The following is a 25,222-nucleotide window of genomic DNA, read 5'->3' as shown; positions in this document are numbered from 1 at the left end:
GCACATTTTGGCGTTTGATATGTGACGGCGGCGCGGTAATTCGCCAACTGGTGGGGCAAAACGTTTTGTCCGATGCCATACTGGTAGATTCGATGATGATTTTATTCATTGCGCGCAGGCCGTGCCTTGTCGTCGTGAGTCGCTGGAAGGAGGCAGCATGTCCGATGCCGTTCGTGCCGAGAAAATCGCGTGCGAAGTAGACCATGCTGCCCGTCAACTGGCACAGGCGGGCCGTCTGGACCTGACGCGCGAGTTTATCCAGCATGGCGATGTGACGGTGTATACGCATGTGACCTCGGTGGCGCGGGCAAGTCTGTCCTTTGCCGAGCGCCTGGGCCGTGTTGGCATTTCGGTCGACCGTGCCTCGCTGCTGCGCGGGGCCCTGTTACACGATTACTTTCTCTACGATTGGCATGACCCCGACCCGAGCCATCGACTGCACGGATTTCGGCATCCGTTTTTTGCCCTGGCGCGTGCGGAGGAAGATTTTGAGCTGACGTCGCGCGAGCGGAATATCATCGTGCGTCATATGTTTCCGCTGGTGCCGGTGCCGCCGACGTGTCGTGAGGCATGGATTGTGTGCCTGGCAGATAAATGGTGCGCGCTGCGCGAGACGATTGCCGGCCGTCTGCCGCGCAAAGGCGGCGCGAACGATTTGAACGAGGGCTCGAGCGACGGCTCGAGCAAAGAATCGAACGAAAAGAGGAGTGGGTAGACGGTGGGAACCGCGATCGGCATGGCATTTGGCGGTGCGACGCTTGCCGCCTGCCCGCTTTCGGCGTTGGTGCTCTCGTTTGCTTTCTACGGCTTTTGCGGCTGGGCATGGGAGTCGACAGTCTGCGCCATGCTCAATCACGGACGCTTTGCCAACAGTGGCTTTTTGCTGGGGCCGTGCTGTCCCATCTACGGTGCGGGCGGCATTGCCTGCTGGCTGCTGCTGCGCGGGATCCCGGATGCCTCGAGCCAGTTTGTCGCCGCAGCGCTCGTGTGCAGCGTGATCGAATATAGCGTGGGCGTGTTGCTCGAAAAAACGACCGGCGCCCGGTTTTGGGACTATTCACATCTGCCGTTTAACCTGCATGGACGCATCTGCCTGTACTGGGCTTGCGCGTTTGGCCTGGGTGCGCTGTTCATTTGCCGCCTGGTGGAGCCGGCACTGCTGGGGCTGCTCGGCCATCTGCCGGTGCTGATCGTGCGACTGGCGGCCTTTGCCGTTGCCGTTGCGATGGCCGTGGATGCGTTGTGTTCGCTGGCGAGCTGGCGCCGTCTGTCCGATCAGCTCGAGCGCGTGCGCGCCGACCTTGCCGACCGCATCAACGAATCGCTCGCCGATGCCTCGGATTCCATGCTCGAGCGCATTCCCGATTCGGCAATTGACTCGGTGGCGCAGACGCATATCCGCAGCCGTGCCGTCAACGCATGGCTGGCCGAGCTGGGCGATGCGGCGCTCGATGCTCTGCGTGAGAAAGCGTCGATGCCGACGTTTATCTCGGACGGCGCTCGTGGCCTGGCGCTTGCCGCCCGCCGTGTTGCCGATGCCGCACCGAGTATGCCGCGCCCGTCGCTCACTCGTCTCCGTGCCGGCAATCGCGCGAGCCGTCCGGTGCCGAGCGTGTCGCTCAGCCGCCGCGATCTGCGCTTTTTCAACGCCTTCCCTCGTCTGCGTATCAACCGCTACGAGGGTGTTATCCGAGCAACCAATCTTCGCGATCGCGCTCGCGACCTGTTTCGTCGCTAGTCGGGGCGGGGCCAAGTGCGCCCTTCTCGCCCGCACGTTTCCCGTTCGTTTCGCGTCCGTTGCCGCGCCGTTTCCAAGATTGCGGCACCGTTTCCATTCGAAAACGCAGCGTTTAACAACGCCGTATCTGGTCTACACCAGTTGCCCTTCGGCTCCATCATGAGCGCCGACAACGTTCATGCGACCAAGGGGGAGCGAATGTACGATACGGGATCGACAACGTTTATGCTCATCTGCACCATGCTCGTGTTTTTAATGACACCGGGCCTGGCGTTTTTCTACGGCGGCCTGTCTAGGCGCAAAAATGTCATCAACACCATGCTCATGTGCTTTGGTGTCATTGGCTTGGTGGGCGTGCTGTGGGTCATTGCCGGCTGGTCGCTGGCTTACGGCGGCGATGGCTCCAGTCCGTTTATTGGAGGCTTTGACCAGCTGCTGTGCCTGCCGGTGCTCAACCAGGTGCTGCAGGCTGCCGAGGGCAATGCCGCGGACGGTGCTGCCTACCCGGAGATCATCAACATCGCCTTCCAGATGGCGTTTGCCATGATCACGGCCGCTATCGTCACGGGTAGCCTTGCCGGGCGCGTTAAGTTCGGCGCCATGGCGGCCTTCCTGGGCATTTGGCTGCTCGTGGTTTACGCGCCGCTTGCTCACATGGTGTGGGGCGGCGAGGGCTCCTTTATCGGCGACATCATCGGCGCGCTCGACTTTGCCGGCGGCGACGTGGTGCATATCTCGTCCGGTCTGACGGGCCTGATTCTCTGCCTGATGCTCGGTCGTCGTCGCGGTTTTGGCATGGTGAGCTATCGCCCGCATAACGTGCCGTTTGTGGCGCTGGGCGCCGGCCTGCTTTGGTTTGGCTGGTTTGGCTTTAACGGCGGCAGTGAGTTCAAGGCCGACGCCGTGGCGGCGCTTGCCATCCTCAACACCGTAACGGCCAGCGCGGCGGGCATGGTCTCGTGGCTTGCCGTCGAGCGCGTGCACACCGGCCGTCCCACGCTGGTGGGTGCCAGCACCGGTTTGGTCGCGGGCCTCGTGGTGGTCACGCCGGGCGCGGGCTTTGTCGAGCCGTGGGCGGCGCTGGTCATGGGCCTGATCGTCTCGCCCGTCTGCTATTTCGCCATCAGCCATCTTAAGACCAAGTTCGGCTACGACGACGCGCTCGACGCGTTTGGCTGCCATGGCATCGGCGGCATCCTGGGCGGCGTGCTCACGGGCCTGTTCTGCGTGCCGGAGCTTTCGTGGACCGGCAAGGGCGGCCTGTTCTACACGGGTGATGTGTCGCTGCTCATCTCGCAGATCCTGGGTATTGTGGTGACGATCGTTATCGTGCTGGTGCTCGACCTGGTGATTGCCGCGGTGGTCAAGGCGCTGTTCCACGGCAGCCTGCGCGTAGACGAGGCCGACGAGGCGCTGGGCCTGGATGCGAGTCAGCACGGCGAGAGCGCTTATCCTTCGTTCTCCGGACTCGATTAGCAGCTTCCCCAAGCACCGCACCTTGCCGTTCAATCGTCGCTCACGTACTTAAGTACGCTTCGCTCCTCTTTCACGGCAATCTGCGGCACTTGGGAAACCTGCTAAGACCAGTCAGTTGAACTTTTTGATTTCCGAGGTTGGTTTGCGGCACCTGGGAAACCCGCGTCTCATGTAAAGGGATACGTTGATTTTTGAGAGGAATTCATTATGAAAAAGATCACGGCTATCGTGCGCCAGGAGAAGCTTGAGGTTCTTAAAGACGCGCTGTTTGATGCTGATGTTCGCGGTATGACTATCAACCAGGTGCAGGGCTGCGGTGCGCAACATGGCTGGAAGGAATACGTTCGCGGCAACGAGTTGCTTGTCAACACGATTCCTAAGGTGCAGTTCACCCTCATCTGCGCCGACGAGCACGTCGACGGCATTGTCGAGATTATCTGCAACGCCGCTCGCACCGGTGCCGTTGGAGACGGCAAGATTTGGGTCGAGCCGGTCGAGGAAGTCATCCGCATCCGTACCGGCGAACACGGCCCCGCCGCGGTGTAGAATCGACCGTCTACCATCCGCAACGTTAAAATGCTGCAATGAGGCACAAGACTTGCGTTGTGGATGGACGGATTATGGGTCGTAATAAATATCCCGAGGAGACTGTCGCGAAGATTCTCGACGCGGCGCTGGAGCTATTCTGCGTACAGGGTTATGAGGGGACGAGCATTCAAGACATCGTCGACCGCCTCAATGGCATGACCAAGGGTGCTGTCTATCATCACTTCAAGAGCAAAGAGGAGATTTTCAACGCCGCATTTGATCGGGCAACGGCTCCGATTACTGAGCACCGTCGCGCGACACTCGGTGCTGGCAATATGACGGGAGCTCAAAAGCTCAAACGACTTTATGCGCCCGAGTCCGTCGTTCCGCAAATCGAGCTATGGGCTCGCATGCATCCTGCGGCAGATCCGGTAAAAAGCTCGCGGCTGCTGGCGATGCAGTACCAAGGTTCGTTTGACGAGTCGGCCGATGGCAATCTCTTGCCAGTAATCGAGGAGGGCATCGCTGACGGCTCCATTGCGTGCGAATGCCCGCGCGAAGCAGCGGAGGCCGTATCGTTGTTAGCGAATCTTTGGCTGCTGCCATTGTTCCGTCCGCTCGAGCCCAAGGAGCGAATGCTTGCTCGCGCACAATGTTTGGCGCAGATGGCGGCCGCGGTGGGGCTTGATTTGGGTAATGAAGTGCTCCAGACAACGGCCCAGATTTGGGACGTATGGAACCGTGCCGGATGGTAATATAGATACCAACGGTATGTAATTGATTTGTGAGGGTAGCCACGGCTGCCCTTTTCAAGTCATTAAATACATACTAACAGTATGTATTTGGGGGCAGGCTTATGGCTGGGATGCGAAGAATTAGCGTTTCATTGGCGCCAAAAACAGTGCGATCTATCAGGCTATTTGGTCTTCTTGTTGCACAGCTGTGTGCGTATTCGATGCTGTCGGCACTGTGCTTTGCGTGTCCGCTTTACTTGTTCGATTGCAGCGGCTCCTCAACGTTATATGGCGCCGTTGCGGCGATAGCGTTCATACCGGGCGTGCTCGCGACTCCGGTTGGCGGGATTTTGGCGGATCGGGGAAGACATCGCGGGGTTCTTGTGGTACTCGGCATTGTTCTGATGGCTGCATCACTGCTGTTTATCCCCATGAAGCGTTCGCTGCCTCTTGCGGTTGTCGTGGCAGCAATGCTTTGCGTCCAATATGGCATCCAATCGCTGCTGAAACCGATGCTTCAAATTGAGGCGGTGCGTATGACGGGCCAAGAAAAGGTTGAGCGTGCCACTGCGTTGGTCTCGCAGATAATCATGATGAGCAATATCTTGGGGCCTGTAGTCGGGACGGCAGTCTATGGGTGCTTTGGTATCGATACTCTATGCGAAACCGCGGCGTTGACGTTTACGATTTCAGCCCTGCTGTTCGGGGGCGCACTCAAGCAAAATGCCTCATCTGAAACGATGGGAGACGGCGCGATTCGTACGACACGCCGAAACGATTTTCGGGAGTTGATTCGGTACCTGTCTCAAAACTCATCATTGCTCGTTGTGTTTTTGATTGCGGCTATTTTGAACCTTGCGTTAGTTGGGTTAACGATTGGTGCTCCCGTTATTGTTGCGAAGCATCTCGGAATGCAGTCATCCTTTGTTGGGATTATTGAGGTGGCTATGGGCTTAGGTGGTCTTGTCGGCAGTGGTTTGGTCGGTATTTGGTCACATCGTTTTTCCTTCAAGGGCATATGTCGATATGTTGCGATGATCTGTCTTGGAGTCGTGCCGATTATTGTCACGCTACTGAGCGGTCCTGATGAATTTGCGTTTGCCGCGCTTGTGGCCGGCTCGGCATGGGTCATGGCGTGGGCAAGCATTGCATCGGTCGAAATCGTTTCATTTGTTCAGCGGTCAGCGCCAAAGGAACTCTGTGGAAAAGTGCTGGCACTCGTTTATATGATGCTTTCCTGTGCAACGCCTATTGGCCAATTGGTTTACGGGCTCGCATATGATCGATGGACTCCGGCGATTGTATTCGCAGGAATGTTGGCGGTGCTGACGTTGATTACAGCGCTGTTTTATCGGCTGAAAAGTCGCTTATGGCGAATGTCTTAAGGCACTGGGGCACCGTGAATTTGTGGAGGCAGTGGCACGTCGCGCCGGGACGCCATTGTTTGGGCACGCCCGTTCTCGTCTACAATATCGTGCAGACGAAGGAGAGGCATGCCCATGATCAAGATGTTTGCGAGTGACTTAGACGGAACGCTGCTGAACGCCCTGCACGAGGCCGACGGAACCATCCGCCGCGCCATTCGCGAGCTGACCGAGGCTGGCCTGCATGTGGTTCCCGCGACCGGACGCTCGACGCTGCCGATCGGCGAGCATGGCTTTACGGGCCTGGCGCTTGACGCCTGCTGCTCCAATGGATCAATCGTGCGCGACAGTCATGGCGAGGTGCTCAAAACCTGGACCATCGATCCGCAGGTTACCGAGGAGCTGCTCAAGGCATTCCCGGACATTTGCTTCGACTGCTCCACGCCCGATGGCATGTTCTCGAGCGGTTCGTTCGAGATGCATCAGGCGGGCTTTAAAAAGGACAGCCCCATCAAGCGTATTGTGATGCGCGGCATGCGTGCACGTGGCGGGTATCACGAGGAGCAGTATTTCGACCAGTCGATCGGTGACATCCTGCGCCACGATGTGTGCAAGATCAACTGCCGCGTGACCTCGCCCGAGCTGGAGCGCGACCTTAAGGCATATTTGGCCGAGCGATCGGACCGCGTGGTCAACGCGCCGTTCGATCCGGTGATGTTCGAGATCACGGACGTGGCGTGCAACAAGGGCGAGAGCGTGGCCTGGCTGGCGGGCTACTACGGTATTGCCGAGGATGAGGTCGCGGTCTACGGCGACGGCGGCAACGACATCGCCATGCTCAAGCGTTTCCGCCACAGCTACGCGACCAAAAACGCAAGCGATGCAGCCAAGGCCGCCGCGAGCGCGACCATCGGCAGCTGCATGGTCCACGCCGTCCCCAAACACATGCTCGCCACCATGCGCAAGCAAAACTCTCGCACCGTCATCGAATAATGTGACAAAGGGACAGCCCTTTTTCATGAGAACCCTGCACCTTTGGCATGCGAACATATATTCGTATATATAACTAAGTTTTGATAGAATCGGTATCGTTGACGGCAGCTCCATGTGTCGGGCAGCGCCCTCCATCTGATGGGAGGTGATGCCCATGACCGATTTGATTGATTTCGTGAGACTTCTGACCGCTTTGGTCCCGTTCTTCACGGCGCTTGTCGGCCTTTCCGAGGCACTCAAGCAGCGTTCGAAGCGCGACAGAAGGGGTCGCCGCCGCTAAGGCGTTGACCCCCTAATGCAAACAACGGCGCTGCCCAGCTTTCCAGAACTTGGGCTGCCGTCGACACTATTCTACCCACGAATGACATTTTGAACAATCGGCAATGCCACTCCAAAAGCCGGGTACAACTGGCACAACCTAGGCGGTCGCTGGATGTGACAAAGGGACTGCCCTTCGTCACATCCAAATTATTGCCTTTACGTGTTGATGCACACGGTGTGCAATAATACTCGCACTGTGCAATAGCGCACAGGCTGAGTAACAAGGAGGACGTTTGTCCCAGCTCGAGAAATGCGATCGCCGGTCCCTTCGCTCGCAGCGTGCCCTTCGCCAGGCACTTGCCAGCGAGCTTGCCGAAAGCGGCGACCTTTCGCGCATTAACGTCGCGTCGCTCACCGAGCGTGCCGGCCTTACGCGCCGCACGTTCTATTCGCACTACCGCGATATTCCCGACTTTATCAATCAAATCGAGGATGGCTTGCTGGCCGAGATCCGTGAGCGCATTGAGCTCATCACTGCAGCTCAGTTGCCTGACCTCTATCACAACATCGATGAGCTCGAGCCAGCGCCCGGTTCGGTTGAGCTACTGCGTTATCTTGCGGCCAACCGCGACTTAATCGGTGCGCTGTTGGGTCCGGGCGGCGACCAGGCCTTCATTAAAAGGATCATCGACACTGCGCGTGAGGCTGTGGTGCCGCGTGCGCAGACGGGTATTTTGGGCCTGGCGCTGGGCACGTTCTTTGACTACTACGTTACCTACGTCGTGAGTGCCGAGGTCGGCATGATTCAGCGCTGGTTTGAGCGTGGACTCACCGAATCGCCCGAGGCCATGGCGCGCATTATGACGGTGCTCGCTTTTGTGCGCCCTGGTGACCTGTATGGCCAACCCATCGATATCAACGTGCCGGAATACGGCATGAAGTTATTGAATTTGCAGCTCGAGGACGCGGCCGACACCGCCGCAGCCGTCGAGCCCAACAACTAAGAGGAGAGACAGATGAGCAAACTCGTCGAGGGCATCAAGGACCGCATGGTCGCTGCCGCACGCGAGGCCGCGCCCGCCGTGGTGGACGCCGCGCAGAAGGCCGCGACCGCGGCTGCCGAGAAAGTTGCCGAGGCAGTTGCCGATGCCAAGAACGCAGCAGGGGAGACGTCCGTCGATAGCGAGCCCGCCACCGCCGCTGAGCCCGTAGCCGCCGTCCACGCCCCCGAAGGCGCGATCTTCAACCCCGAGAACGCTTGTGGCAACCTGCACCTGGGCATCGACGTGGGCTCCACCACCGTTAAGCTCGCCGTGCTCAACGACGACAACCAGATCGTCTACGCCAAGTACCAGCGCCACCACACCGACGTCCGTGCCTGCGCCCGCGACCTGTTCGAGGGCGCTGCGACCGTGCTGCCGACGGCCCAGATGACCTGCGCCATTACCGGCTCGGGCGGCCTGCTGCTGTCCCAGTGGCTCGACCTGGAGTTTGTCCAGGAGGTCATCGCCAGCAAACGTGCCGTCGAGACCCTCATCCCGGCTACCGACGTCGCCATCGAGCTGGGCGGCGAGGACGCCAAGATCATCTACTTCGACAATGGCATCGAGCAGCGCATGAACGGCACCTGCGCCGGCGGCACGGGCGCGTTCATCGACCAGATGGCCACTCTGCTGCACACCGACGCCAGCGGCCTTAACAAGCTCGCGGCCAACGCCACCACCATCTATCCCATCGCGAGCCGCTGCGGCGTTTTTGCCAAGACCGATGTCCAGCCGCTGCTCAACGAAGGCGCCCGCCCCGAGGACGTGGCCGCCTCCATCTTCCAGGCCGTCGTGACCCAGACCATCTCGGGCCTGGCGTGTGGCCGTCCCATCCGCGGCAACGTTGCCTTCCTGGGCGGCCCGCTGCAGTACCTCTCCGAGCTGCGCCACCGCTTCTACCTCACGCTCAACCTGGACGAGGAGCACCGCATTGTGCCCCAAAACGCTCACCTATTTGTGGCGAGCGGCGCCGCCATGGCGCACGAGTCCAACAAGCTCAGCACGTTCCCGCAGCTTATCGATGCCATCGACAGTCTGGGTGACACGCAGGGTGCCGAGGTCGAGCGCTTGGACCCGCTCTTTGCCACTGACGAGGACTTTGCCGAGTTCAAAACCCGCCACGACGCCGAGGTCGTCCCCAAGGGCAAGCTCGACGGCTACACCGGCCGCGTGTTCATCGGTATCGACGCCGGCTCCACCACCATGAAGGCCGCACTCGTGGGCGAGGACGGCCAGCTGCTGCACACCTGGTACGGCAACAACAACGGTGACATCCTGGGCACGGCCAAGGTCATCATGGCCGATTTCTACAACCACATCCCCGCCGGCTGCACCATTGGCCACGTGACCACCACGGGCTACGGTGAGGCGCTTCTCATTGAGGCCCTCAAGGCCGATTCCGGCGAGATCGAGACCGTCGCGCACCTGCGCGGCGCCAAGGCTTTCCTGCCCGGCGTCGAGTTTATCCTGGACATCGGCGGCCAGGACATGAAGTGCTTGCGCGTCAAGGACGGCGTGATCGAACACATCATGCTCAACGAGGCCTGCTCGTCGGGTTGCGGTAGCTTTATCGAGAGCTTCGCCGTCTCTATGAACATGGACGTGCGCGCGTTCGCCGATGCCGCCATCCATGCCAAGTCCCCCGTCGACCTGGGCAGCCGCTGCACGGTCTTTATGAACTCGCGCGTCAAGCAGGCGCAAAAGGAAGGCGCCACGGTGGGCGACATCGCGGCCGGCCTGTCCTATTCCGTCATCAAGAATGCCCTGTTCAAGGTCATTAAGCTGCGCGATCCCAAGGAGATCGGCAGCCAGGTGATCGTCCAGGGCGGTACCTTTATGTCCGATGCCACGCTGCGCGCGTTTGAGCGGCTCACCGGCGTTCATGCCGTGCGTCCCGACATCGCCGGCTGCATGGGCGCCTATGGCGCGGCCCTGCTCGCCCGCGATCGCGCTGGCGCCGACGGCACCTCGACCATCCTTTCGGCCGAGGACATCGCGCACCTCACCGTGACGCAAAAGCATGTTCGCTGCGGCCGTTGCTCTAACAACTGCCAGCTTACCGTCAACGACTTTGGCGGTGGCAGGCGCTTCATTACCGGCAACCGCTGCGAGAAGGGCGCCGGCCACAAAAAGCAGAAGACCGAGGCCCCCAACCTCTTTAAAAAGAAAAACGAGCTGCTCTTTAACCGCGAGGTGCTGAGTCCCGACGAGGCCCCGCGCGGCACCGTCGGCATCCCGCGCGCGCTCAACATGTACGAGAACTACCCCTTCTGGCATGCGTTCTTTACGCGCCTGGGCTTTAGCGTGCAGCTGTCCGAGCAGTCGAGCAAAAAGACCTACCAGGCGGGCATCGAGTCCATGCCGTCCGAGAGCGTGTGCTACCCGGCCAAGATGAGCCACGGCCACGTGATGAACCTCATCGACCGCGACGTCGACTTTATCTGGATGCCGTGCGTGCGCTGGGAGCGCAAGGAGGATCCGACCGCCGGCAACTGTTACAACTGCCCCATCGTCATGAGCTATCCCACGGCGTTGGCACTCAATATCGACGAGATTCGCGAGCAGAACATCGAGTTCCTGTACCCGTTTGTGCCCTATCACGATAAGACCGAGCTCAAGCGCCGTCTGTACCAGGTGCTCGCCGTCGACCGTGTGGCCGATGCTGAGGCCGGTCGCGGTCGCGTGCGTGGACCCAAGATCACGCGTTCCGAGGTCGATGCCGCCGTCAACGCTGCCTTTGAGGCCGACGCGCGCTTCCACGAGGACATCCAGACCATGGGCGAGGAGGCTCTTAAGTGGGTCGAGGACCATGGCGGTCACGGCATTGTGCTCGCCGGTCGTCCCTACCATAACGACCCCGAGATCAACCATGCCTTGCCCGAGCTTATCTCGAGCTTTGGCTTTGCGGTCTTTACCGAGGATTCGCTCGCGCACCTGGTGAAGCCCGAGCGTCCCATCCGCGTCGTCGACCAGTGGATGTACCACAGCCGCCTGTACGCCGTCGCCCGTTTTGTGACGATGCGCAACGACCTGGACCTGATCCAGCTCAACTCTTTCGGCTGCGGTCTCGATGCCCTGACTACCGACCAGGTGCAGGAGATCCTTGAGGCCAGCGGCAAGATCTACACCGTGCTCAAGATCGACGAGGTGTCCAACCTGGGCGCCGCGCGCATCCGCATCCGCTCGCTCATGGCGGCGCTCAAGGACCAGGAGGCCGAGCGCCTGGCCGAGGCCACGGCCGCGGGCGAGGCCTACGAGCAGGGCGATGCCGCGCCTGTGGCGCCCTCCACGGATGCCCCCGCGTTCGCGAGCCGCAAGTATACGTTTGAGGCACAGCGCGAGAGCGCTTCGACCGCGTGGCCCAAGGTGCCCTTTACCGAGCAGATGCGCGACGAGGGCTACACCATCCTGTGCCCGCAGATGGCGCCGATTCACTTTGACCTGGTCAAAGAGGTATTCCGCGGTGCCGGCTACAATTTGGAGCTGCTGCCCTCGACCGACCACGACGCCGTCGAGGCAGGCCTGCGCTATGTGAACAACGACATCTGCTATCCGTCGATTTTGGTGACGGGCCAGATCATGGAGGCCATCGAGAGCGGTCGCTACGACCTGTCCAAGACGGCCGTGGTCATCAGCCAGACGGGTGGCGGCTGCCGCGCCACCAACTACATCGCGCTCATCCGCAAGGCATTGCGCGAGAGCGGTCACCCCGAGATTCCGGTGATCTCGCTTTCGGCTGTGGCGCTCGGCGAGGACAACCCCGGCTTTAAGATTACGCCGGCGCTGCTCAAGCAGGCCGTGTACGCCGTGCTCTTTGGCGACGTGATGATGCAGATGCTCTATCGCTGCCGTCCCTACGAGGCCACGCCCGGTGCCGCCAACGCGCTCTACGAGGAGTGCATGGCGCGCGCCCGCAAGCTGGCGCCCAAGTTCAACAGGCACAACTACACCAAGCTCGCTCGCGAGGCCATCCGCGCGTTCGACACCATGCCGCTTGTGGGCGAGGGCACCAAGCCGCGCGTGGGCGTGGTCGGCGAGATCCTGGTCAAGTTCCATCCCACGGCCAACAACCACGTGGTTGACGTCATCGAGCGCGAGGGCTGCGAGGCCGTGGTGCCGGGCCTGCTCGACTTCTTCCTGTACTCCATGAGCAACGCCGAGCTGCAGAAGGACGAGCTGGGAAGCTCTGCCACGGTTCGCGCTAGCATGCAGGCGCTTATTAAGCTGGTGGACTGGATGCGCACGCCGGTGGAGGAGCTGCTCGAGAAGTCCGAGCGCTTTGAGGCGCCCGAGCGTATCGGCACCATGGCCGACAAGGCTCGTACGGTGCTTTCGGTATGCAACAACATGGGCGAGGGCTGGCTGCTCACGGCCGAGATGCTCGACCTGATCGATCACGGCGCGCCCAACATCATCTGCACGCAGCCCTTCGCGTGCCTGCCCAACCACGTGGTGGGCAAGGCCGTGATCAAGGAGCTGCGCCGTCAGCATCCCGAGAGCAACATCGTCGCGGTGGACTACGACCCCGGTGCATCCGAGGTCAACCAGCTCAACCGCATTAAGCTCATGATCAGTGTGGCCAAGGAGAACATGCGTGCCGGCAAGGGCTTTAAGCTCGAGAAGGTGGCGCCGCTCGCGATGGACGAGGTCACCGGCCAGATGCGCGCCCACGACGGATGTGCGAGCTGTGACTCGGTGAGCGAGGAGGCCGTGGCATCGGTCGCCAAGCGCCTGGGTCGCGGCATTAAGAAGTAGTCGGTCTGCTTCGAGTCGGATATAAGACAAACGGGTGGTAGCCGTGCCGGCTATCACCCGTTTTTGTTGGACATCTGTTGCGTAAATGGTCTTGCGGTTGCCTCCTGAGAGCTCGGATTTCGGAAGTATGCGGCAAAATCTGAATAGGCCGAACACACCAGGTATGTCCAAGCTCTGTACCTGCGGCTTTGTCTGCGGAAAACGGGGGTGTGCTCGGGGGTTCCAGAATTTGCCGCATACTTCCGAAAACGGCGGTCCGACGGCAAGCAAAATGTCCTTCAGAACCCTGAGATAATGAACAGATGTAGCCGTTCGCCGCCAAATACCGTCCGTTTAGGGGACCCGCCCTCGCCGCGCGGCCTCCTTACGGTTGAATAAATACACATCTATGGAATTACGTAAGAGAGGACTGTTCCTATGAGCTACAAGACCGTTTGCGTTGCCGGTGGCGGTGTGCTAGGAAGCCAGATTGCCTTCCAGGCTGCCTATTGCGGCTTTGATGTAACCATTTGGCTGCGCAGCGAAGGCAGTATCGGCCGCACCCAGCCCAAGATCGATCATGTCCGCGAGGAGTACATCGCGGCAATCGAGGGCATGGCGGACGGCACGGGCGAGTGGTGCGCCGGCATCGCCGACAGCGACCAGCCCTTCGACAAGGAAGCGGCGCTTGCCGCCGTCGAGCGCGCTTACTCCACGCTCAAGCTGGAACTCGATCTTGCAGCCGCTGTGGCCGACGCCGACCTGGTCATCGAGTCCATGGCCGAGGACACTCAGGCAAAGATCGACTTCTACAAGAAGCTCGCCCCGGTCCTGCCGCAAAAGACCGTTATCGTGACCAACTCCTCCACGCTGCTGCCGAGCACCTTTGCCAAGTACACCGGCCGCCCCGAGAAGTACCTGTCACTGCACTTTGCCAACTCCATCTGGAAGAACAACATGACCGAGGTCATGGCCCAGGACCAGACCGACAAGCGCTACTTTGACGAGCTCGTTGACTTCGCCAACGACATCCGCATGCTGGCGCTTCCCGTCAACAAAGAAAAGAACGGCTACCTGCTCAACTCCATGCTGGTGCCGTGGCTGCTCTCTGGCCTTGATCTGTATGTCTCGGGCGTCAGCGACCCCAAGAGCATCGACCTCGCATGGACGCGCGGCACCGGCGCCCCCAAGGGCCCGTTCCGCGTGTTCGACACCGTGGGCATCCAGACGGCCTATAACATCGTCATGCAATATCAGAAGGTCCCGGGCTTGGTGAGCCCGCTGCTCAAAAAGATGATGATGCCCTACAACTTTAAGGCCATGGCGTCCGTCCTTAAAAAGATGCTCGACGAAGGCAAGCTAGGCGAAAGCTCGGGCGAGGGCTTCTTCAAGTACTAAAAAATGATCCCTCGGGGACGGAGGAAAACGGATCATTTTCGGCTGACAACAGTGAGAAGAAGGACCCAGAAATAGAAAGGAGCGGCAATGGACCGACAAATCGTGCTCAAGCAGGATATCCTCGATGCGCTTTCTGCCGTTGGAATGTGCTCGGGGCAGACGGTTATGGTCCATTGCTCGCTCAGCTCGCTTGGATATGTGTGCGGCGGCGCGCAACCGGTGATCGAGGCGCTGCTCCAGACGGTGGGCGAGACCGGCACCGTCATGATGCCGGCCCAGTCGTGGAAAAACCTGGACCCGGCGAGCGGCGTCCATTGGCAGGAGCCGCAAGAGTGGTGGCAGCTGATTCGCGATAATTGGCCGGCCTACGACAAGCGCATCACGCCCACCAATACGATGGGGGCCGTTGCCGAGATGTTCCGCACGTGGCCGGGTACGCTTCGCAGCGACCACCCGGCGCGTTCGGTGGCGGCAAACGGCCCGCACGCGCAATTCCTGACGGAAAACCATGATCTAAGCAATATCTTTGGCGACGGATCGCCCATCGCGCGCCTGTACGATTTGGACGGTTATGTGCTGCTCGTGGGCGTAGGCTACGACAAGAACACATCCCTGCATTTGGCGGATGCCCGCGCGCAGTACCCCGGCAAGCACGACTGCGTGGAGCACAGTGCGATTATGGAAAACGGCCAGCGCGTGTGGAAGGAATACCGCACACTCTCTGTCAACGGCGAGGACTTCGACGAGATCGGCGCTGCTTTTGAGCGTGAATGCACGGTTCACACGGCTCCTCTCGGCAACGGGACGATCCGCTTTATGCGCCAGCGCGAGCTCGTCGACTTTGCCGTGAGCTGGATCGAACGCCGTCGCGGCCACGGCTCCGAACTGCCGCGAGCCTAAGCTTGCCTTAAGGGGCGTTTGTTAAGCTTCGAGCCATAGTTGGACAGAGCTTGGCAAGCGCCCTGGTATATGAAGGAAACGGCAGCGATGACATTCTTCGATGGTGACGACATGGGATTGAGTAACGAAGGCGGTCGGCTGCTCACGCGCCGTGCTGCCCTTGCGGGCACGGCGGCGGGCGCGTTGGCGCTGACGAGCGCGGGACTTGCAGGCTGCTCTGCTGCCGGAACCGATGCGAGCGATACATCCAACGCGGATACCGAGCTCACCGACGAGCAAAAGAAGATCCACAAGCAGATCGTCGCGACCTACAACGTCGAGAAGCAGGCGGCCATCAAAGAACAACTCGATGCCAAGTACGCTGCAGGCGGCTACGACGAAACGGCCCCGTTTGTCAAAGCCGATCCCTTTGGCACCGATACCCTGAGCTGCTACGTACGTTTTGCGACAACGGATCTCGTAACCGTCTCCTACGAGGTCGCCGGCCGTAGGAAGTCCGACGATGCACTCAAGGTCGCTGCGTTCTCCCGTACGCCTCACGGCGGTGATGCGCCAACAACAGAGCATGAGTTCAAGGTCATCGGCCTCATTCCCAGCCACAAAAACACGGTAACCCTCACCTGCACAGCGCAGGACGGCACGAGTCGCACATCGACGTTCGCAGTCAAGAGGACAGCTCTCAAGGGTGAGGAGGAAGAGCACCTCACTATCATGGCGGGCGAGTCCAACACACCGCTCGCCGATACCCCCTCCGCGGGTGGCAGCCGTATGGTTTAATGTCAGTAACATATAGTTGTCTCCAGTCTGCTGGCGACGTTCCCCCTGATATCGGAGGTTCCAGGCATGTTTCGCGCTCCGTTAAACAACTATCGGTTGGGCTAACATGGATCGCCGTGTTATTTCGATAACCCTTGCAGTGGTCTGCCTGGCTGTGCTCTTGGGCGCTACAGGGCTGTTTGCTATAAGCCGAGAAACGTCCTATATGCAGAAATGCGCCTCCGAAGGTTTTGCCATTGATGGTTTCTACCGGGATGACAAAACGAGTCGGGAAATCCTGGCTTTTCATGAGGAGGACAACTGCCGATGGCAGCTGGTCGACAAAGACGGAACCTGCACAGACGGGCAGTTTAAGCGTACGGACGATCCCAACATCCTGGTAATAAAGAAGGAAAACGGCGAAGAATTCGGCACGGTTCACGTTGCGTATATATCGCGCCGGCGCGATCAGGGGCAGATCTACCTAATTAGAAATACTAAGGTGACCCGATTTTATCTTGTGAGCACCGATCCGGCGTTTACAGTTGAGTCTGGCGATGTCGATACGGACGGGTGATTCGCTGCAATAAAACAGCGAGCGGGATGTGGGCATGAACTGCGCCCCTCTTTTTGCTTGTGTCTGCGTCTCGCCGCGACTTACGCCTGTGTGCGCCATCCATCCCATGCTCCACATCACTTCACGTCAAACTCCACACGGTCGAGTTCGGGGACGTTGAGGTCGATGAGCTTGCGGGCGACGTGGCGGTCGTGTGCTCCGAGTGTCTCGCTCGTCGTCACATGGGCGACAATCTCTCGCTCGACGATGCCTTCCTCGTCGCCTTCGGTGGCCGAAGTCTCGACGGCGACGGTGTAATCCTTAAAGCCCGGCAGCACCGCCGCGAGTTCGCGCGTGGTCTCGGTGACGCCGTAGCCGTCCTGCACGCCGGCCTGCGCCGAGCCAATGGAGCCCGCCGTCATAACGATGCAGGGGATGGCAAAGATTACCGTGCCCACAATGATGCGGCGGCGCACCTTGCATGACAGCTCGTCGACCTCGGCGTCTTCCTCGGCGGTCATAATGCCGTCGCCGTTCAGGTCGCGCTTGAGTGGCACGCGCAAAAGAAGCAGCACGGCTTCGGCCGCCAGCGCGATAAAGACCACGTTGATGCCAAACTCGTAGAGCGCCGAGAGAAATAACGACCCGCTTGCGATGGCGATGCCGTAACCCGCTGCGCACAGGGGCGGCATGAGTGCGGTCGCCACGGCCACGCCGGCGATAAGCGTGGCAGGTTCCTGGTCACGCGAGTTGCCCAGTCCGCCCGCAAAACCGCCCGCGAGGGCGACGGCAAGGTCCCACACAGTGGGTGTCGAGTTGTCGATGATGGCGGCCGTGGTGGCGCCAAGGGGCGAGAGCTTAAAGTACAGCGTGGACGTTACCAGGCAAAAGGCCATTTGCAGCGCCAGGCCCGCGACGGCCTCGACGGTAATCTCGCGGTCGAGCGTGGCGATGCCGTATGCCATGGCAAGGACCGAGCCCATGAGCGGGCAGATGAGCATGGCGCCCACGATGGCGATGTCAGAGTCAATATCGAGTCCGATACTCGCGATAAGCATGGCGATGATGAGGATGCACAGATGCGAGCCGGTTAGGCGCGCCCCGTTTACAAAGCGCTTGCGAATTACGTGATAGGGTGCGCGACCTTCGCGAATGTTGAACGCCTGATTTAGGAAGCGGGTGGCGTTCTCCATGGCCTCGCTGTGCGCAGGGCGGATGCCGTGGCGCCGGTGATGGCGCTCGCGCAGTCGCTTGATCTGTTGTTTGTCGAGTTCCATGTCCACCTCGTTCCAGCGCGGTCCGCGCATCGCGCCCGTTGTCCCTACTCTACACCGTGGCGGGCGAGGTGTCTGTTGGACGCGGGATCCGATAGGACGGATGATGTGGGAGCAAATGGAAATCACAGGCTCGATTCCATCCCGCAAGAATATGATGCACCAACTCTTTCATATGTGACGAAATTGTGAAGCGCAGGAGCACGAATTTCAAAAAATACGCTGGTCGCCAATGTTGCGCAACAGAATTCAAAAATCGACAGCTACCTTTTGAGGCGTATGGATACATCCGTGTCAAAAGGGAGAAAGCCATGGCGAACTATAATCCGCAACACTTTGAGCCTCGGGCCAAGGCGGTCAACGTTAAGGGCGTTGCCAACCGTGCCGTCGCAACCGTTTTGACGGCTGGCCTCATTGCTCAGCCGCTCATGTCACCGCTGGCGGCAATCGCTGCACCGTCAGCCGATAACGGCGATTCTATCCAGGGGGGGGGTAGTTCTGTAGAGAACACCGTTGTTGCCGGTAACCAAGCGGTCGTAAAGACGGCTGCCCAGCTGGCCGAGGAATCGGCAAAGCAGCTCAAGGATGCCCAGGCTGCCTACGATGCCGCCCAGAAGAAGGCCGAGGCGGCGGGTCAGTCTCAAAAGCAGGCCCAGCAGCAAAAAGATCAGGCCTCGCAGGCTGTAAGCGACAACGAGGTCGAGCAGAACGCGGCAGAAGTCGCCGCGCTCCAGGAGAAGATCGACGAGCTTAAGGCGGCCGTCGAAAAGACCGAGCAGCAGCAGAAGAAGCTGGGCGACCTGAACGATCAGCTCGATCAGGCCAGCAAGAGTGTCGAGGATAAGACCCAGGCGCTCAAGGACGCCAAGGCAAAGCAGGACGAGGCCAAGAAGGCTCTCGACGATGCCCAGGCCAAGCTCGAGGCCATGGGTATGGACGAGTACGAGGCCGCCAAGAAGGCCGTCGAGGACGCGCAGGCAAAGCTCGATGCCGCCAATAAGGCTGTTACTACTGCACAGGCCAATCTGGACCAGGCCAAGGCTGTCGAGGCCAGCGCCCAGCAGGAAAAGCAAAATACCGAGGCGGCTTTGACGACTGCCCAGGCCAAGAAGCAGGAGACTGCCGTTGCCCTCGCCGCTGCGACCACTGCGCGCGATAACGCCCAAGCTAAGCTGAACGAGGCTCAGGCTGCGCTCGATGCTGCGACCTCGGGCATGGGCGTCGATCTGAACGCGCTCGAGGCCGCCAAGAACACTGCCGCCAGCGAGCTTGCGACCGCACAGACCGCGCTCGATGCCGCAACGACTGCAGACGCCACCGCACAGGCGAACCTGCAGGCTGCGCAGACTGCCGCCACCGCCGCGCAGGAGAAGGCCAACGCCGCCAACGCTGCTGTGGCATCTGCCCAGTCTGCATACGATGCGGCAAACAAGGAGTACAACGCCGCCGCCAGCAAGCGCGACGCCGCGAAGGCCGCATACGAGAAGGCCCAGCAGACCGAGGCCGACAAGAAGGCTGAGTACGACCGACTCGTCGAGGTCCGTCAGCAGAAGCGAGCCGAATACGACTCTATTTGCGCTGAGGTTACATCGGCAAAGAGCGCTTACGATGCCGCGAACGCTGAAGTCGACAAGCTTAACCAGCAGATTGCCGACCTCAAGTCGAACATGACCGTAGACCAGAATGTCATCAGCCAGGGCATGTTCGGTTTCATGAACTATATCATCGGCGGCAGCCAGTTCACAGCCACGCAGAAGCAAAACGCCCAAGACGCTGTATCGATGCTGACCGGCGCGGACGATAAAGCCGAGTGGTATGACAATTACGTCGATCAGGACATGTCTCGCGACACCAACCCGCTTTCCCTGGAACAGATGCGCAACGCCCTGACATATCTCGACACCCAGAACAACCTCCGCAAGGCGAACGGTCAGTCGGCGCTCAGCGTCAGCCTCCGCATGACCGTGGCAGCCGCCCTCAATACATCATATTCATCGAACATCTGGGGACACTCGGGCTGCTACTATGACAACGGTGAAAATCTTGCCGGCGGAGGCGGCGCATATACCGGCGGCGAAACCGAGGATACACTCGGCTGGCCTTACACCGGCCTCTACACCCAAGAGAAAGAGGCATTCAATAAGTACGTCGCGCAGTATGGCGACGAACTCGGCAACCATCGATATGATTCCTACTATATCTACCAGCACTACAACAGCATCTACCATGAGTGCGGGCATTATCTCAACATTATCGATGCCGGTACGAAGGCTATCGGCATCGCAACCGGTAGCGGTAAGAACACCGATTCCGAGGTAACCATATTTGATTACAGCGCTGATGACACGCAGGCCGATTTCACTGTCTCCGAGTTCAAGAAGCTCCTCAACGACTACATCGATTCCGCCTACAACGCAGGCGGCACGCAGGAGCAGAAGGAGCAGCTGAAGCAGCTTCAGAATAAGCTGGCAGAGGCACAGAAGAATTACGGTTCGACCAGCAATGCCTACTACGCTGCCGTCAACAAAAAGGATTCCGCGCACGACGCCTATACCGCGGCCGACACGAACGTGAACACCGCCAAGGGCGAGTACGAGAAGGCCAAGTCCGGCGCCGCCGCCGCGAAGACGGCATACGATGCCGCCGAGGCAAACCTCAAGGGTATCGATATCAAGACGCCGACGGACGTCCTCAGCGCCGCCAAGAGCAATGCTGCTACTGCCCAGTCAGCCCTTGATGCCGCCAACGCCACGCTGGCAGACTGCCAGACGAAGGCCACCGAGGCTTCTGCCCACAAGGCAAAGGCTCTCAGCGCCCGCGATGCCGCCAAGGCAAAGTCCGACAAAGCCAGTGAGGCGTATGACAACGCTACGGCTTCGGTCAAGGACCTTACCGCCAAGCGTGACACTGCCAAGACGGACCTTGCGAACAAGCAGGGCGCCCTTGACAAAGCCAAGAAGGCCGATGACGCCGCCCAGGCTGGTGTAGACAAGGCCAAGGCCGCAGGCGCACAGGCCGCGACCGCTCTTTCGGACGCCAAGCAGGCAGTTGTCGCCAAGACGCAGGCTGTGTCCGACGCGCAGGCCAAGGCCAAGGCTGCCGAGGGCGAGCTGGCCACCGCGAACAAGGCTTTCGAGCGCTTTGCCGGCGCCCAGAAGGCGGTCGACGACGCCAAGGCCGCCTATGATGCTGCCGTCGCCGGTGTCGCCGATGCCCAGAAGCAGCTCGAGGCCGCCAACGAGGCCGTCGTCGATGCGAACCTCGAGATCGTCAAGGCCAAGGCCGAGCTCGCAAACGACGAGGCACTTAAGGCCGACCTTGAGGCCGTCGACCACAAGGCATCTCTTGCCGCGGGCACGACGGGCAACGATAAGCTGGTCAAGCTGAATGCCGCCTACGCTCGCTACAAGGCTGCCGTCGATGCCGCCGCTGGTCTCAAGGCCGCCCTGAGCGATGCCGATGCCAAGCTGTCCGATGCCAACGACGCCTATGCCGCTGCACTGGCAGAACTTGGCGATGCCAAGGACGCCCTGGCTGCCGCACAGGCCGAGTACGACAAGTATCATCCCAAGGCCGAGCCGCAGGCCAAGCCTCAGGTTACGCAGACTGCCGCAAAGGCCCCTGCCGTCAAGAAGAAGACTGCGGATGGCGTACTTTCCCAGACGGGCGACAACTCCGCGCTTGCGGGCGAGGTCTTCGTTATTGGCGGTATTACGCTCGTTGCCGCGGGCGTGACGCTGAGCGACCGTCGTCGCAAGCAGATGTAGCGCTTCGAGCGTCGACCTCGCAATGGACTACGGTTTGTTGCGACGCCGCCTCGATAGTTAAATTGATAAGGCCGGCGCGCTGTTTAAAGTTGCGCGCCGGCCTTTTACTGTTTCGATATGAAAAAGCCCGGCAGGCGACCGCATGGGCCACCTACCGGGCTAGCCGTAGACAAAATGGATTCGGGCGAGCAGCTGCTCGGCTTAGCCCAGCAGGCTCAGGCCAACAGAGACAAACGCCAAGATAACGCCGACGATGGACTCGCCACCGAGCAGGCCGCTGGCGACGACCAGGCCCTGCTCCTGGAAGGCAGCGTCCTTGGCGGCCTTCTCCTCGTCCGAAAGACCGGCCGTGGCGTCGCGGTGAGCGGCCCACTTGTCGTAGGCGAGCTTGACGCAGGAGCCCAGGAAGGCCGTGAGCGACATGTAGAACGGCAGGTACACACCCAAGCCGATCATCATGGCCGGAATGCCGAGCCAGTACATGACGATGCCGGCGATAAAACCGCCCACGAACCACGGCACGCTCGGGATGCCCGAGACCATGGTGGCGACGACGCTTGCCTGCGCGGCAACAAAGCTCTTGTCGGGGCCAAAGGCGTCCGGGCCATAGGCGGTGACGAGTGCGACCATGACGGCGGTGGCGACCAGGGCGCCCACGATGCCGCCGATGGCCTGGCCGATCCACTGCGCGCGCGGGTTGGTGCCCAGCACGGCGCCGGCCTTAAAGTCGTTCATGACGTCGCCCGCAAGGCCGCACGCCACGGCCACGATGCCGGCGATAAAGAACAGCTTGACCTGAGCGATCTGGGCAAAAGCAGCCACGATGAGCATGACGATGAGGCCAAAGATCTCCATGGGGTCGATACCCGTCTGGCCGCAGCTCTGCGCACTCATGATGGTGGTGACAAAGGTGAACAGCGTGACGATGACGGCAGGAACGGGGCCAAGGTCGAGTGCGATGGCGATGACGACGGCGATGGCGGCGGCGCCCAGGCCGATGATGCCGGCGTCGAGCTTAAGGGAGCCCGAGATGAGCGACTGCTCGTCGGTGTCGGTGGAGCTGTCGGCGGCAAGACCGCGGACGATGCCGGCGACCTGCGGCAGGATGTCCTTAAGGACGACGGCGACGCCAAAGCCCATCATAAGGCCCATACCCAGGGACTTAACAATGCCCTGTGCGGTCACGACGTCGAACAGACCGGCAGCGGTGCCGCCGACGATGATGCCAAAGTTGCCCAGCAATGCGCCGGCAAACCAGAAGGCGACCGGGGCGAAGCCCACGAGGAAGCCGACGGAGAGCAGCATGGGCGAGTTGTAGATACCAAAGGTCACGCCGGGGATGTTGAGCGTGCACAGCATGCTGGGCACAATGCCCAAGGCGTCGCGCAGCACGCTGTAGATGCCGGCGAGGGCCATGGAGCCAAAGAGCTGCTTACCGGTCTTGCCGCCGGCCTCGGTCGCGCGCAGGGTCTGAGCTGCGGCGTTGCCGGTGGGGAATTCAAGTGCGGCGTCCACGATAAAGTGACGGTGGATGAGTGCCGTGGCCAGCAGGCCCAGGATGGTGCCGGCGAGTGCCACGATAAACATGTCGAGCCAGCTGATCCGGTCGGCATAGCCCAGCATCCAGGCGCCCGGGATGGTAAACGCCAGGCCGCCGGCGACCATGGCGCCCGCGGACATGATGGTGTGGGTGACGTTTGCCTCGTTGAGGCTGGCGTTGCCCATAAGTTTAAGGAAGAACAGCGAGATGACGGCAGCGAAGACGATCGGCCAGGGGAGTGCGCCCATCTTGAGGGCGGTGTAGGCCGAGCTTGCCGTGATGATCACGCAGCCAAGGACGCCGATGACGACGCCGCGCAGCGTGAGTTGCCCGCGCATTGAGGCGCGGTTCGAGGGGTTGCTCATATATAACTCCTTTGCGTATATCCGCTTCCCCCGGGAGCGCCGCTACGGATGCGGCGCGGGAAGTCGGGTTACCAAGGGCCGCCGCGTGAGCTCGCAAACGACCGCGCACCAGTATAGCGGCATCGTCCGCCCTGCGCTCCGCCAAAAGCAGCTAATTTGGGATGCATTTGTATACGGGATATACTGCTGGGCAGACGAAAGGAGCGCCGACAATGCTTAATGGGTGCGCATATATATTGACGGTCGACGTGGGCAACACGTTCATTCGCTTTGGCCTGTTTGCCGAGGATTCGGCCGCGGCGCAGGAATGCCCGCTTGCGACGTGCGAGATCACAACGCCGGCGCGCATCACGGCAGACGAGGCGCGCATGCGTCTCGCTCAAGTCATGGCCGCGCTGGCGGCTGATGCGGGCATGCCCGGCGCGCTCGTGCCCACGGCGGCCGTGCTGAGCTGCGTGGTGCCGGCGCTCGAACGCCCATGGAAGGCGGCGCTTTCCCGTACTTGCACGGGACGCGTGCTCACCGTGGGGCCGGGCCTCAAGACCGGCATGCCCGTGCACTACGACGACCCGGCCGAGATCGGTCCCGACCGCATCGCCGATGCCGTGGCGGCCCGCGCCGTCTACGGCTCGCCGTGCATCGTGATCGATCTTGGCACCACGACCAATATCGAGGTCATCGATGCGCACGGTACCTTTGTGGGCGGCGTCATCGCGCCGGGTCTGGCGCTTGGTGCCCGCTCGCTTTCGGCCGCTGCGGCGCGCCTGCCCCAGGTTGAGCCCTCGGCACCGACGCATGTCATCGGCCGCAACACGCGCGAGGCCATGCGTTCGGGCGTGGTCTTAGGCGAGGTAGCGCGCATCGACGGCATGCTCGACATGGTGCTTGCCGAGATGCGCGCGACCAAGGCAGCGGGGGAGGGCGATGTGCCCATCGTCATTACCGGCGACGACGCCGAGGCGCTCGCGTCGTTGGTCGGTCACAGTCTGACGGTAGATGACGCACTGACGTTGCGGGGTCTCGCCGAGCTCTACCGCATCAACCAAAAGCCCCGCCGCGCGTAGGCAGAGGGGTCGGTGGGACAAATTAATCAGTAGTTCTTGTCCCAGGGTCGCTTGCGGCAACAAGCTCGATATGGCTTTCAAACCTGGGACAAGAACTACTGATTAATTTGTCCCACCTGGGGAAGAAACGCCCCCACCACCTACCTGCTACAATGGGTCAAAATGTTGCGATTACGGAGGTGTCTGCCATGTCGGACGATCTTCATCAAACTGCGTCGGGCAAGCGCCGCGATGTCATTAGCTGGGACGAGTTCTTTATGAGCGTGGCCATTGCCGCGCAGCGCCGCAGCAAGGACCCCAACACGCAGGTGGGCGCGTGCATCGCCAGCACCAACCACCGCATCCTTTCGGTGGGCTACAACGGCACGCCCTCGGCACTTAACGACGACTTTTTCCCGTGGGGCACGAGCGACGACCCGCTGCAGGACAAGCACAACTACGTGGTCCATGCCGAGGCAAACGCCGTGCTCAACTACCGCGGCTCGCTCAAAGACCTCGAGGGTTCCACAGTCTACGTCACGCTGTTCCCGTGTCACGACTGTGCCAAGATCCTGGCGCAGGTGGGCGTGGGCGAGGTTGTCTACCTGGACAACAAGTATGCCGACACCGACGACGGCCGCATCAGCCGCCGTATCCTCGACTCCTGCGGCATCAGCTACCGCCAGGTCATCGTCGATGTCCATATTGGTACCGGGGAGCAAGCTCAGCAGTAGCGCGTGCCAATGCCAGCT

At 60.8% G+C, this 25,222-nt stretch carries 19 protein-coding genes; 17 read left to right on the top strand and 2 right to left on the bottom strand.

Annotated elements, in window-relative coordinates; all coding sequences use genetic code 11:
• Nucleotides 1–157 precede the first annotated feature (157 nt).
• The 14 genes from I2G43_RS06545 (at nt 158) to I2G43_RS06485 (ending at nt 16,502) form a co-directional block, all read left to right on the top strand.
• A complete protein-coding gene (locus I2G43_RS06545; protein ID WP_195535533.1) occupies nt 158–715 on the top strand; it encodes an HD domain-containing protein in 558 nt (185 codons plus the stop codon).
• Between the two features lie 3 nt (nt 716–718).
• Nucleotides 719–1,738, top strand: a complete 1,020-nt coding sequence (locus tag I2G43_RS06540) for a putative ABC transporter permease (protein ID WP_324249513.1) — start codon at nt 719–721, stop codon at nt 1,736–1,738.
• A gap of 198 nt (nt 1,739–1,936) precedes the next feature.
• Nucleotides 1,937–3,214 (top strand): ammonium transporter, encoded by a 1,278-nt coding sequence (locus I2G43_RS06535; RefSeq protein WP_195535532.1) that lies wholly within the window; start codon nt 1,937–1,939, stop codon nt 3,212–3,214.
• Between the two features lie 207 nt (nt 3,215–3,421).
• Nucleotides 3,422–3,760, top strand: coding sequence for a P-II family nitrogen regulator (locus tag I2G43_RS06530; protein WP_195535531.1), 339 nt, complete (start codon nt 3,422–3,424; stop codon nt 3,758–3,760).
• Nucleotides 3,761–3,834: 74 nt separating this feature from the next.
• Nucleotides 3,835–4,497: a TetR/AcrR family transcriptional regulator gene (locus I2G43_RS06525; RefSeq protein ID WP_195535530.1), complete on the top strand. Its 663-nt coding sequence runs from the start codon at nt 3,835–3,837 to the stop codon at nt 4,495–4,497.
• 101 nt (nt 4,498–4,598) lie between these two features.
• A complete protein-coding gene (locus tag I2G43_RS06520; RefSeq protein WP_195535529.1) occupies nt 4,599–5,861 on the top strand; it encodes an MFS transporter in 1,263 nt (420 codons plus the stop codon).
• Nucleotides 5,862–5,975: 114 nt separating this feature from the next.
• A complete protein-coding gene (locus I2G43_RS06515; RefSeq protein ID WP_195535528.1) occupies nt 5,976–6,833 on the top strand; it encodes an HAD-IIB family hydrolase in 858 nt (285 codons plus the stop codon).
• Between the two features lie 154 nt (nt 6,834–6,987).
• Complete coding sequence (locus I2G43_RS10615) at nt 6,988–7,113, top strand: hypothetical protein (protein ID WP_267473453.1); 126 nt, start codon at nt 6,988–6,990, stop codon at nt 7,111–7,113.
• A gap of 274 nt (nt 7,114–7,387) precedes the next feature.
• Complete coding sequence (locus I2G43_RS06510) at nt 7,388–8,098, top strand: TetR/AcrR family transcriptional regulator (RefSeq protein ID WP_195535527.1); 711 nt, start codon at nt 7,388–7,390, stop codon at nt 8,096–8,098.
• A gap of 12 nt (nt 8,099–8,110) precedes the next feature.
• A complete protein-coding gene (locus tag I2G43_RS06505; protein WP_195535526.1) occupies nt 8,111–12,892 on the top strand; it encodes a 2-hydroxyacyl-CoA dehydratase in 4,782 nt (1,593 codons plus the stop codon).
• Nucleotides 12,893–13,309: 417 nt separating this feature from the next.
• Nucleotides 13,310–14,269: a 3-hydroxyacyl-CoA dehydrogenase gene (locus I2G43_RS06500; RefSeq protein WP_195535525.1), complete on the top strand. Its 960-nt coding sequence runs from the start codon at nt 13,310–13,312 to the stop codon at nt 14,267–14,269.
• A gap of 87 nt (nt 14,270–14,356) precedes the next feature.
• The gene (locus I2G43_RS06495; RefSeq protein ID WP_195535524.1) at nt 14,357–15,169 is read left to right on the top strand and encodes an aminoglycoside N(3)-acetyltransferase; all 813 of its coding nucleotides are present in this window, start codon (nt 14,357–14,359) and stop codon (nt 15,167–15,169) included.
• Nucleotides 15,170–15,256: 87 nt separating this feature from the next.
• Nucleotides 15,257–15,946 carry an aryl-sulfate sulfotransferase N-terminal domain-containing protein gene (locus tag I2G43_RS06490; RefSeq protein WP_195535523.1) on the top strand — a complete coding sequence of 230 codons (690 nt, stop codon included), beginning with the start codon at nt 15,257–15,259 and terminating at the stop codon, nt 15,944–15,946.
• Between the two features lie 106 nt (nt 15,947–16,052).
• Nucleotides 16,053–16,502, top strand: a complete 450-nt coding sequence (locus tag I2G43_RS06485) for a hypothetical protein (protein ID WP_195535522.1) — start codon at nt 16,053–16,055, stop codon at nt 16,500–16,502.
• Between the two features lie 116 nt (nt 16,503–16,618).
• Here the strand turns inward: I2G43_RS06485 and I2G43_RS06480 are convergent, their stop codons facing one another.
• Complete coding sequence (locus I2G43_RS06480) at nt 16,619–17,758, bottom strand: DUF389 domain-containing protein (protein ID WP_195535521.1); 1,140 nt, start codon at nt 17,756–17,758, stop codon at nt 16,619–16,621.
• Between the two features lie 308 nt (nt 17,759–18,066).
• Between I2G43_RS06480 and I2G43_RS06475 the strand changes: the two genes are divergently transcribed.
• The gene (locus I2G43_RS06475; RefSeq protein ID WP_195535520.1) at nt 18,067–21,522 is read left to right on the top strand and encodes a CAP domain-containing protein; all 3,456 of its coding nucleotides are present in this window, start codon (nt 18,067–18,069) and stop codon (nt 21,520–21,522) included.
• A 201-nt stretch (nt 21,523–21,723) separates the two neighbouring features.
• Here I2G43_RS06475 and I2G43_RS06470 read toward each other — a convergent pair whose 3' ends face one another.
• Complete coding sequence (locus tag I2G43_RS06470; RefSeq protein ID WP_195535519.1) at nt 21,724–23,427, bottom strand: OPT/YSL family transporter; 1,704 nt, start codon at nt 23,425–23,427, stop codon at nt 21,724–21,726.
• Between the two features lie 212 nt (nt 23,428–23,639).
• Between I2G43_RS06470 and I2G43_RS06465 the strand changes: the two genes are divergently transcribed.
• Nucleotides 23,640–24,491, top strand: coding sequence for a type III pantothenate kinase (locus I2G43_RS06465; protein ID WP_195535518.1), 852 nt, complete (start codon nt 23,640–23,642; stop codon nt 24,489–24,491).
• A gap of 188 nt (nt 24,492–24,679) precedes the next feature.
• On the top strand, nt 24,680–25,204 hold the full coding sequence (locus tag I2G43_RS06460; protein ID WP_195535517.1) for a deoxycytidylate deaminase: 525 nt from the start codon (nt 24,680–24,682) through the stop codon (nt 25,202–25,204).
• Nucleotides 25,205–25,222: the final 18 nt, after the last annotated feature.

It is taken from the genome of Collinsella aerofaciens (assembly GCF_015557435.1).
Classification (GTDB): Bacteria; Actinomycetota; Coriobacteriia; order Coriobacteriales; family Coriobacteriaceae; genus Collinsella; species Collinsella aerofaciens_Z.
Note: the sequence above shows the minus strand (reverse complement) of the source record. Positions and strands in the feature narration are given on the sequence as shown.

What these genes read in the sequence shown, in the direction of transcription:
- I2G43_RS06545 (WP_195535533.1), top strand. Translation starts at nt 158, where the DNA reads ATGTCCGATGCCGTTCGTGCCGAGAAAATCGCGTGCGAAGTAGACCAT.
- I2G43_RS06535 (WP_195535532.1), top strand. Translation starts at nt 1,937, where the DNA reads ATGTACGATACGGGATCGACAACGTTTATGCTCATCTGCACCATGCTC.
- I2G43_RS06530 (WP_195535531.1), top strand. Translation starts at nt 3,422, where the DNA reads ATGAAAAAGATCACGGCTATCGTGCGCCAGGAGAAGCTTGAGGTTCTT.
- I2G43_RS06525 (WP_195535530.1), top strand. Translation starts at nt 3,835, where the DNA reads ATGGGTCGTAATAAATATCCCGAGGAGACTGTCGCGAAGATTCTCGAC.
- I2G43_RS06520 (WP_195535529.1), top strand. Translation starts at nt 4,599, where the DNA reads ATGGCTGGGATGCGAAGAATTAGCGTTTCATTGGCGCCAAAAACAGTG.
- I2G43_RS06515 (WP_195535528.1), top strand. Translation starts at nt 5,976, where the DNA reads ATGATCAAGATGTTTGCGAGTGACTTAGACGGAACGCTGCTGAACGCC.
- I2G43_RS10615 (WP_267473453.1), top strand. Translation starts at nt 6,988, where the DNA reads ATGACCGATTTGATTGATTTCGTGAGACTTCTGACCGCTTTGGTCCCG.
- I2G43_RS06505 (WP_195535526.1), top strand. Translation starts at nt 8,111, where the DNA reads ATGAGCAAACTCGTCGAGGGCATCAAGGACCGCATGGTCGCTGCCGCA.
- I2G43_RS06500 (WP_195535525.1), top strand. Translation starts at nt 13,310, where the DNA reads ATGAGCTACAAGACCGTTTGCGTTGCCGGTGGCGGTGTGCTAGGAAGC.
- I2G43_RS06495 (WP_195535524.1), top strand. Translation starts at nt 14,357, where the DNA reads ATGGACCGACAAATCGTGCTCAAGCAGGATATCCTCGATGCGCTTTCT.
- I2G43_RS06490 (WP_195535523.1), top strand. Translation starts at nt 15,257, where the DNA reads ATGACATTCTTCGATGGTGACGACATGGGATTGAGTAACGAAGGCGGT.
- I2G43_RS06485 (WP_195535522.1), top strand. Translation starts at nt 16,053, where the DNA reads ATGGATCGCCGTGTTATTTCGATAACCCTTGCAGTGGTCTGCCTGGCT.
- I2G43_RS06480 (WP_195535521.1), bottom strand. Translation starts at nt 17,758, where the DNA reads ATGGAACTCGACAAACAACAGATCAAGCGACTGCGCGAGCGCCATCAC.
- I2G43_RS06475 (WP_195535520.1), top strand. Translation starts at nt 18,067, where the DNA reads ATGGCGAACTATAATCCGCAACACTTTGAGCCTCGGGCCAAGGCGGTC.
- I2G43_RS06470 (WP_195535519.1), bottom strand. Translation starts at nt 23,427, where the DNA reads ATGAGCAACCCCTCGAACCGCGCCTCAATGCGCGGGCAACTCACGCTG.
- I2G43_RS06465 (WP_195535518.1), top strand. Translation starts at nt 23,640, where the DNA reads ATGCTTAATGGGTGCGCATATATATTGACGGTCGACGTGGGCAACACG.
- I2G43_RS06460 (WP_195535517.1), top strand. Translation starts at nt 24,680, where the DNA reads ATGTCGGACGATCTTCATCAAACTGCGTCGGGCAAGCGCCGCGATGTC.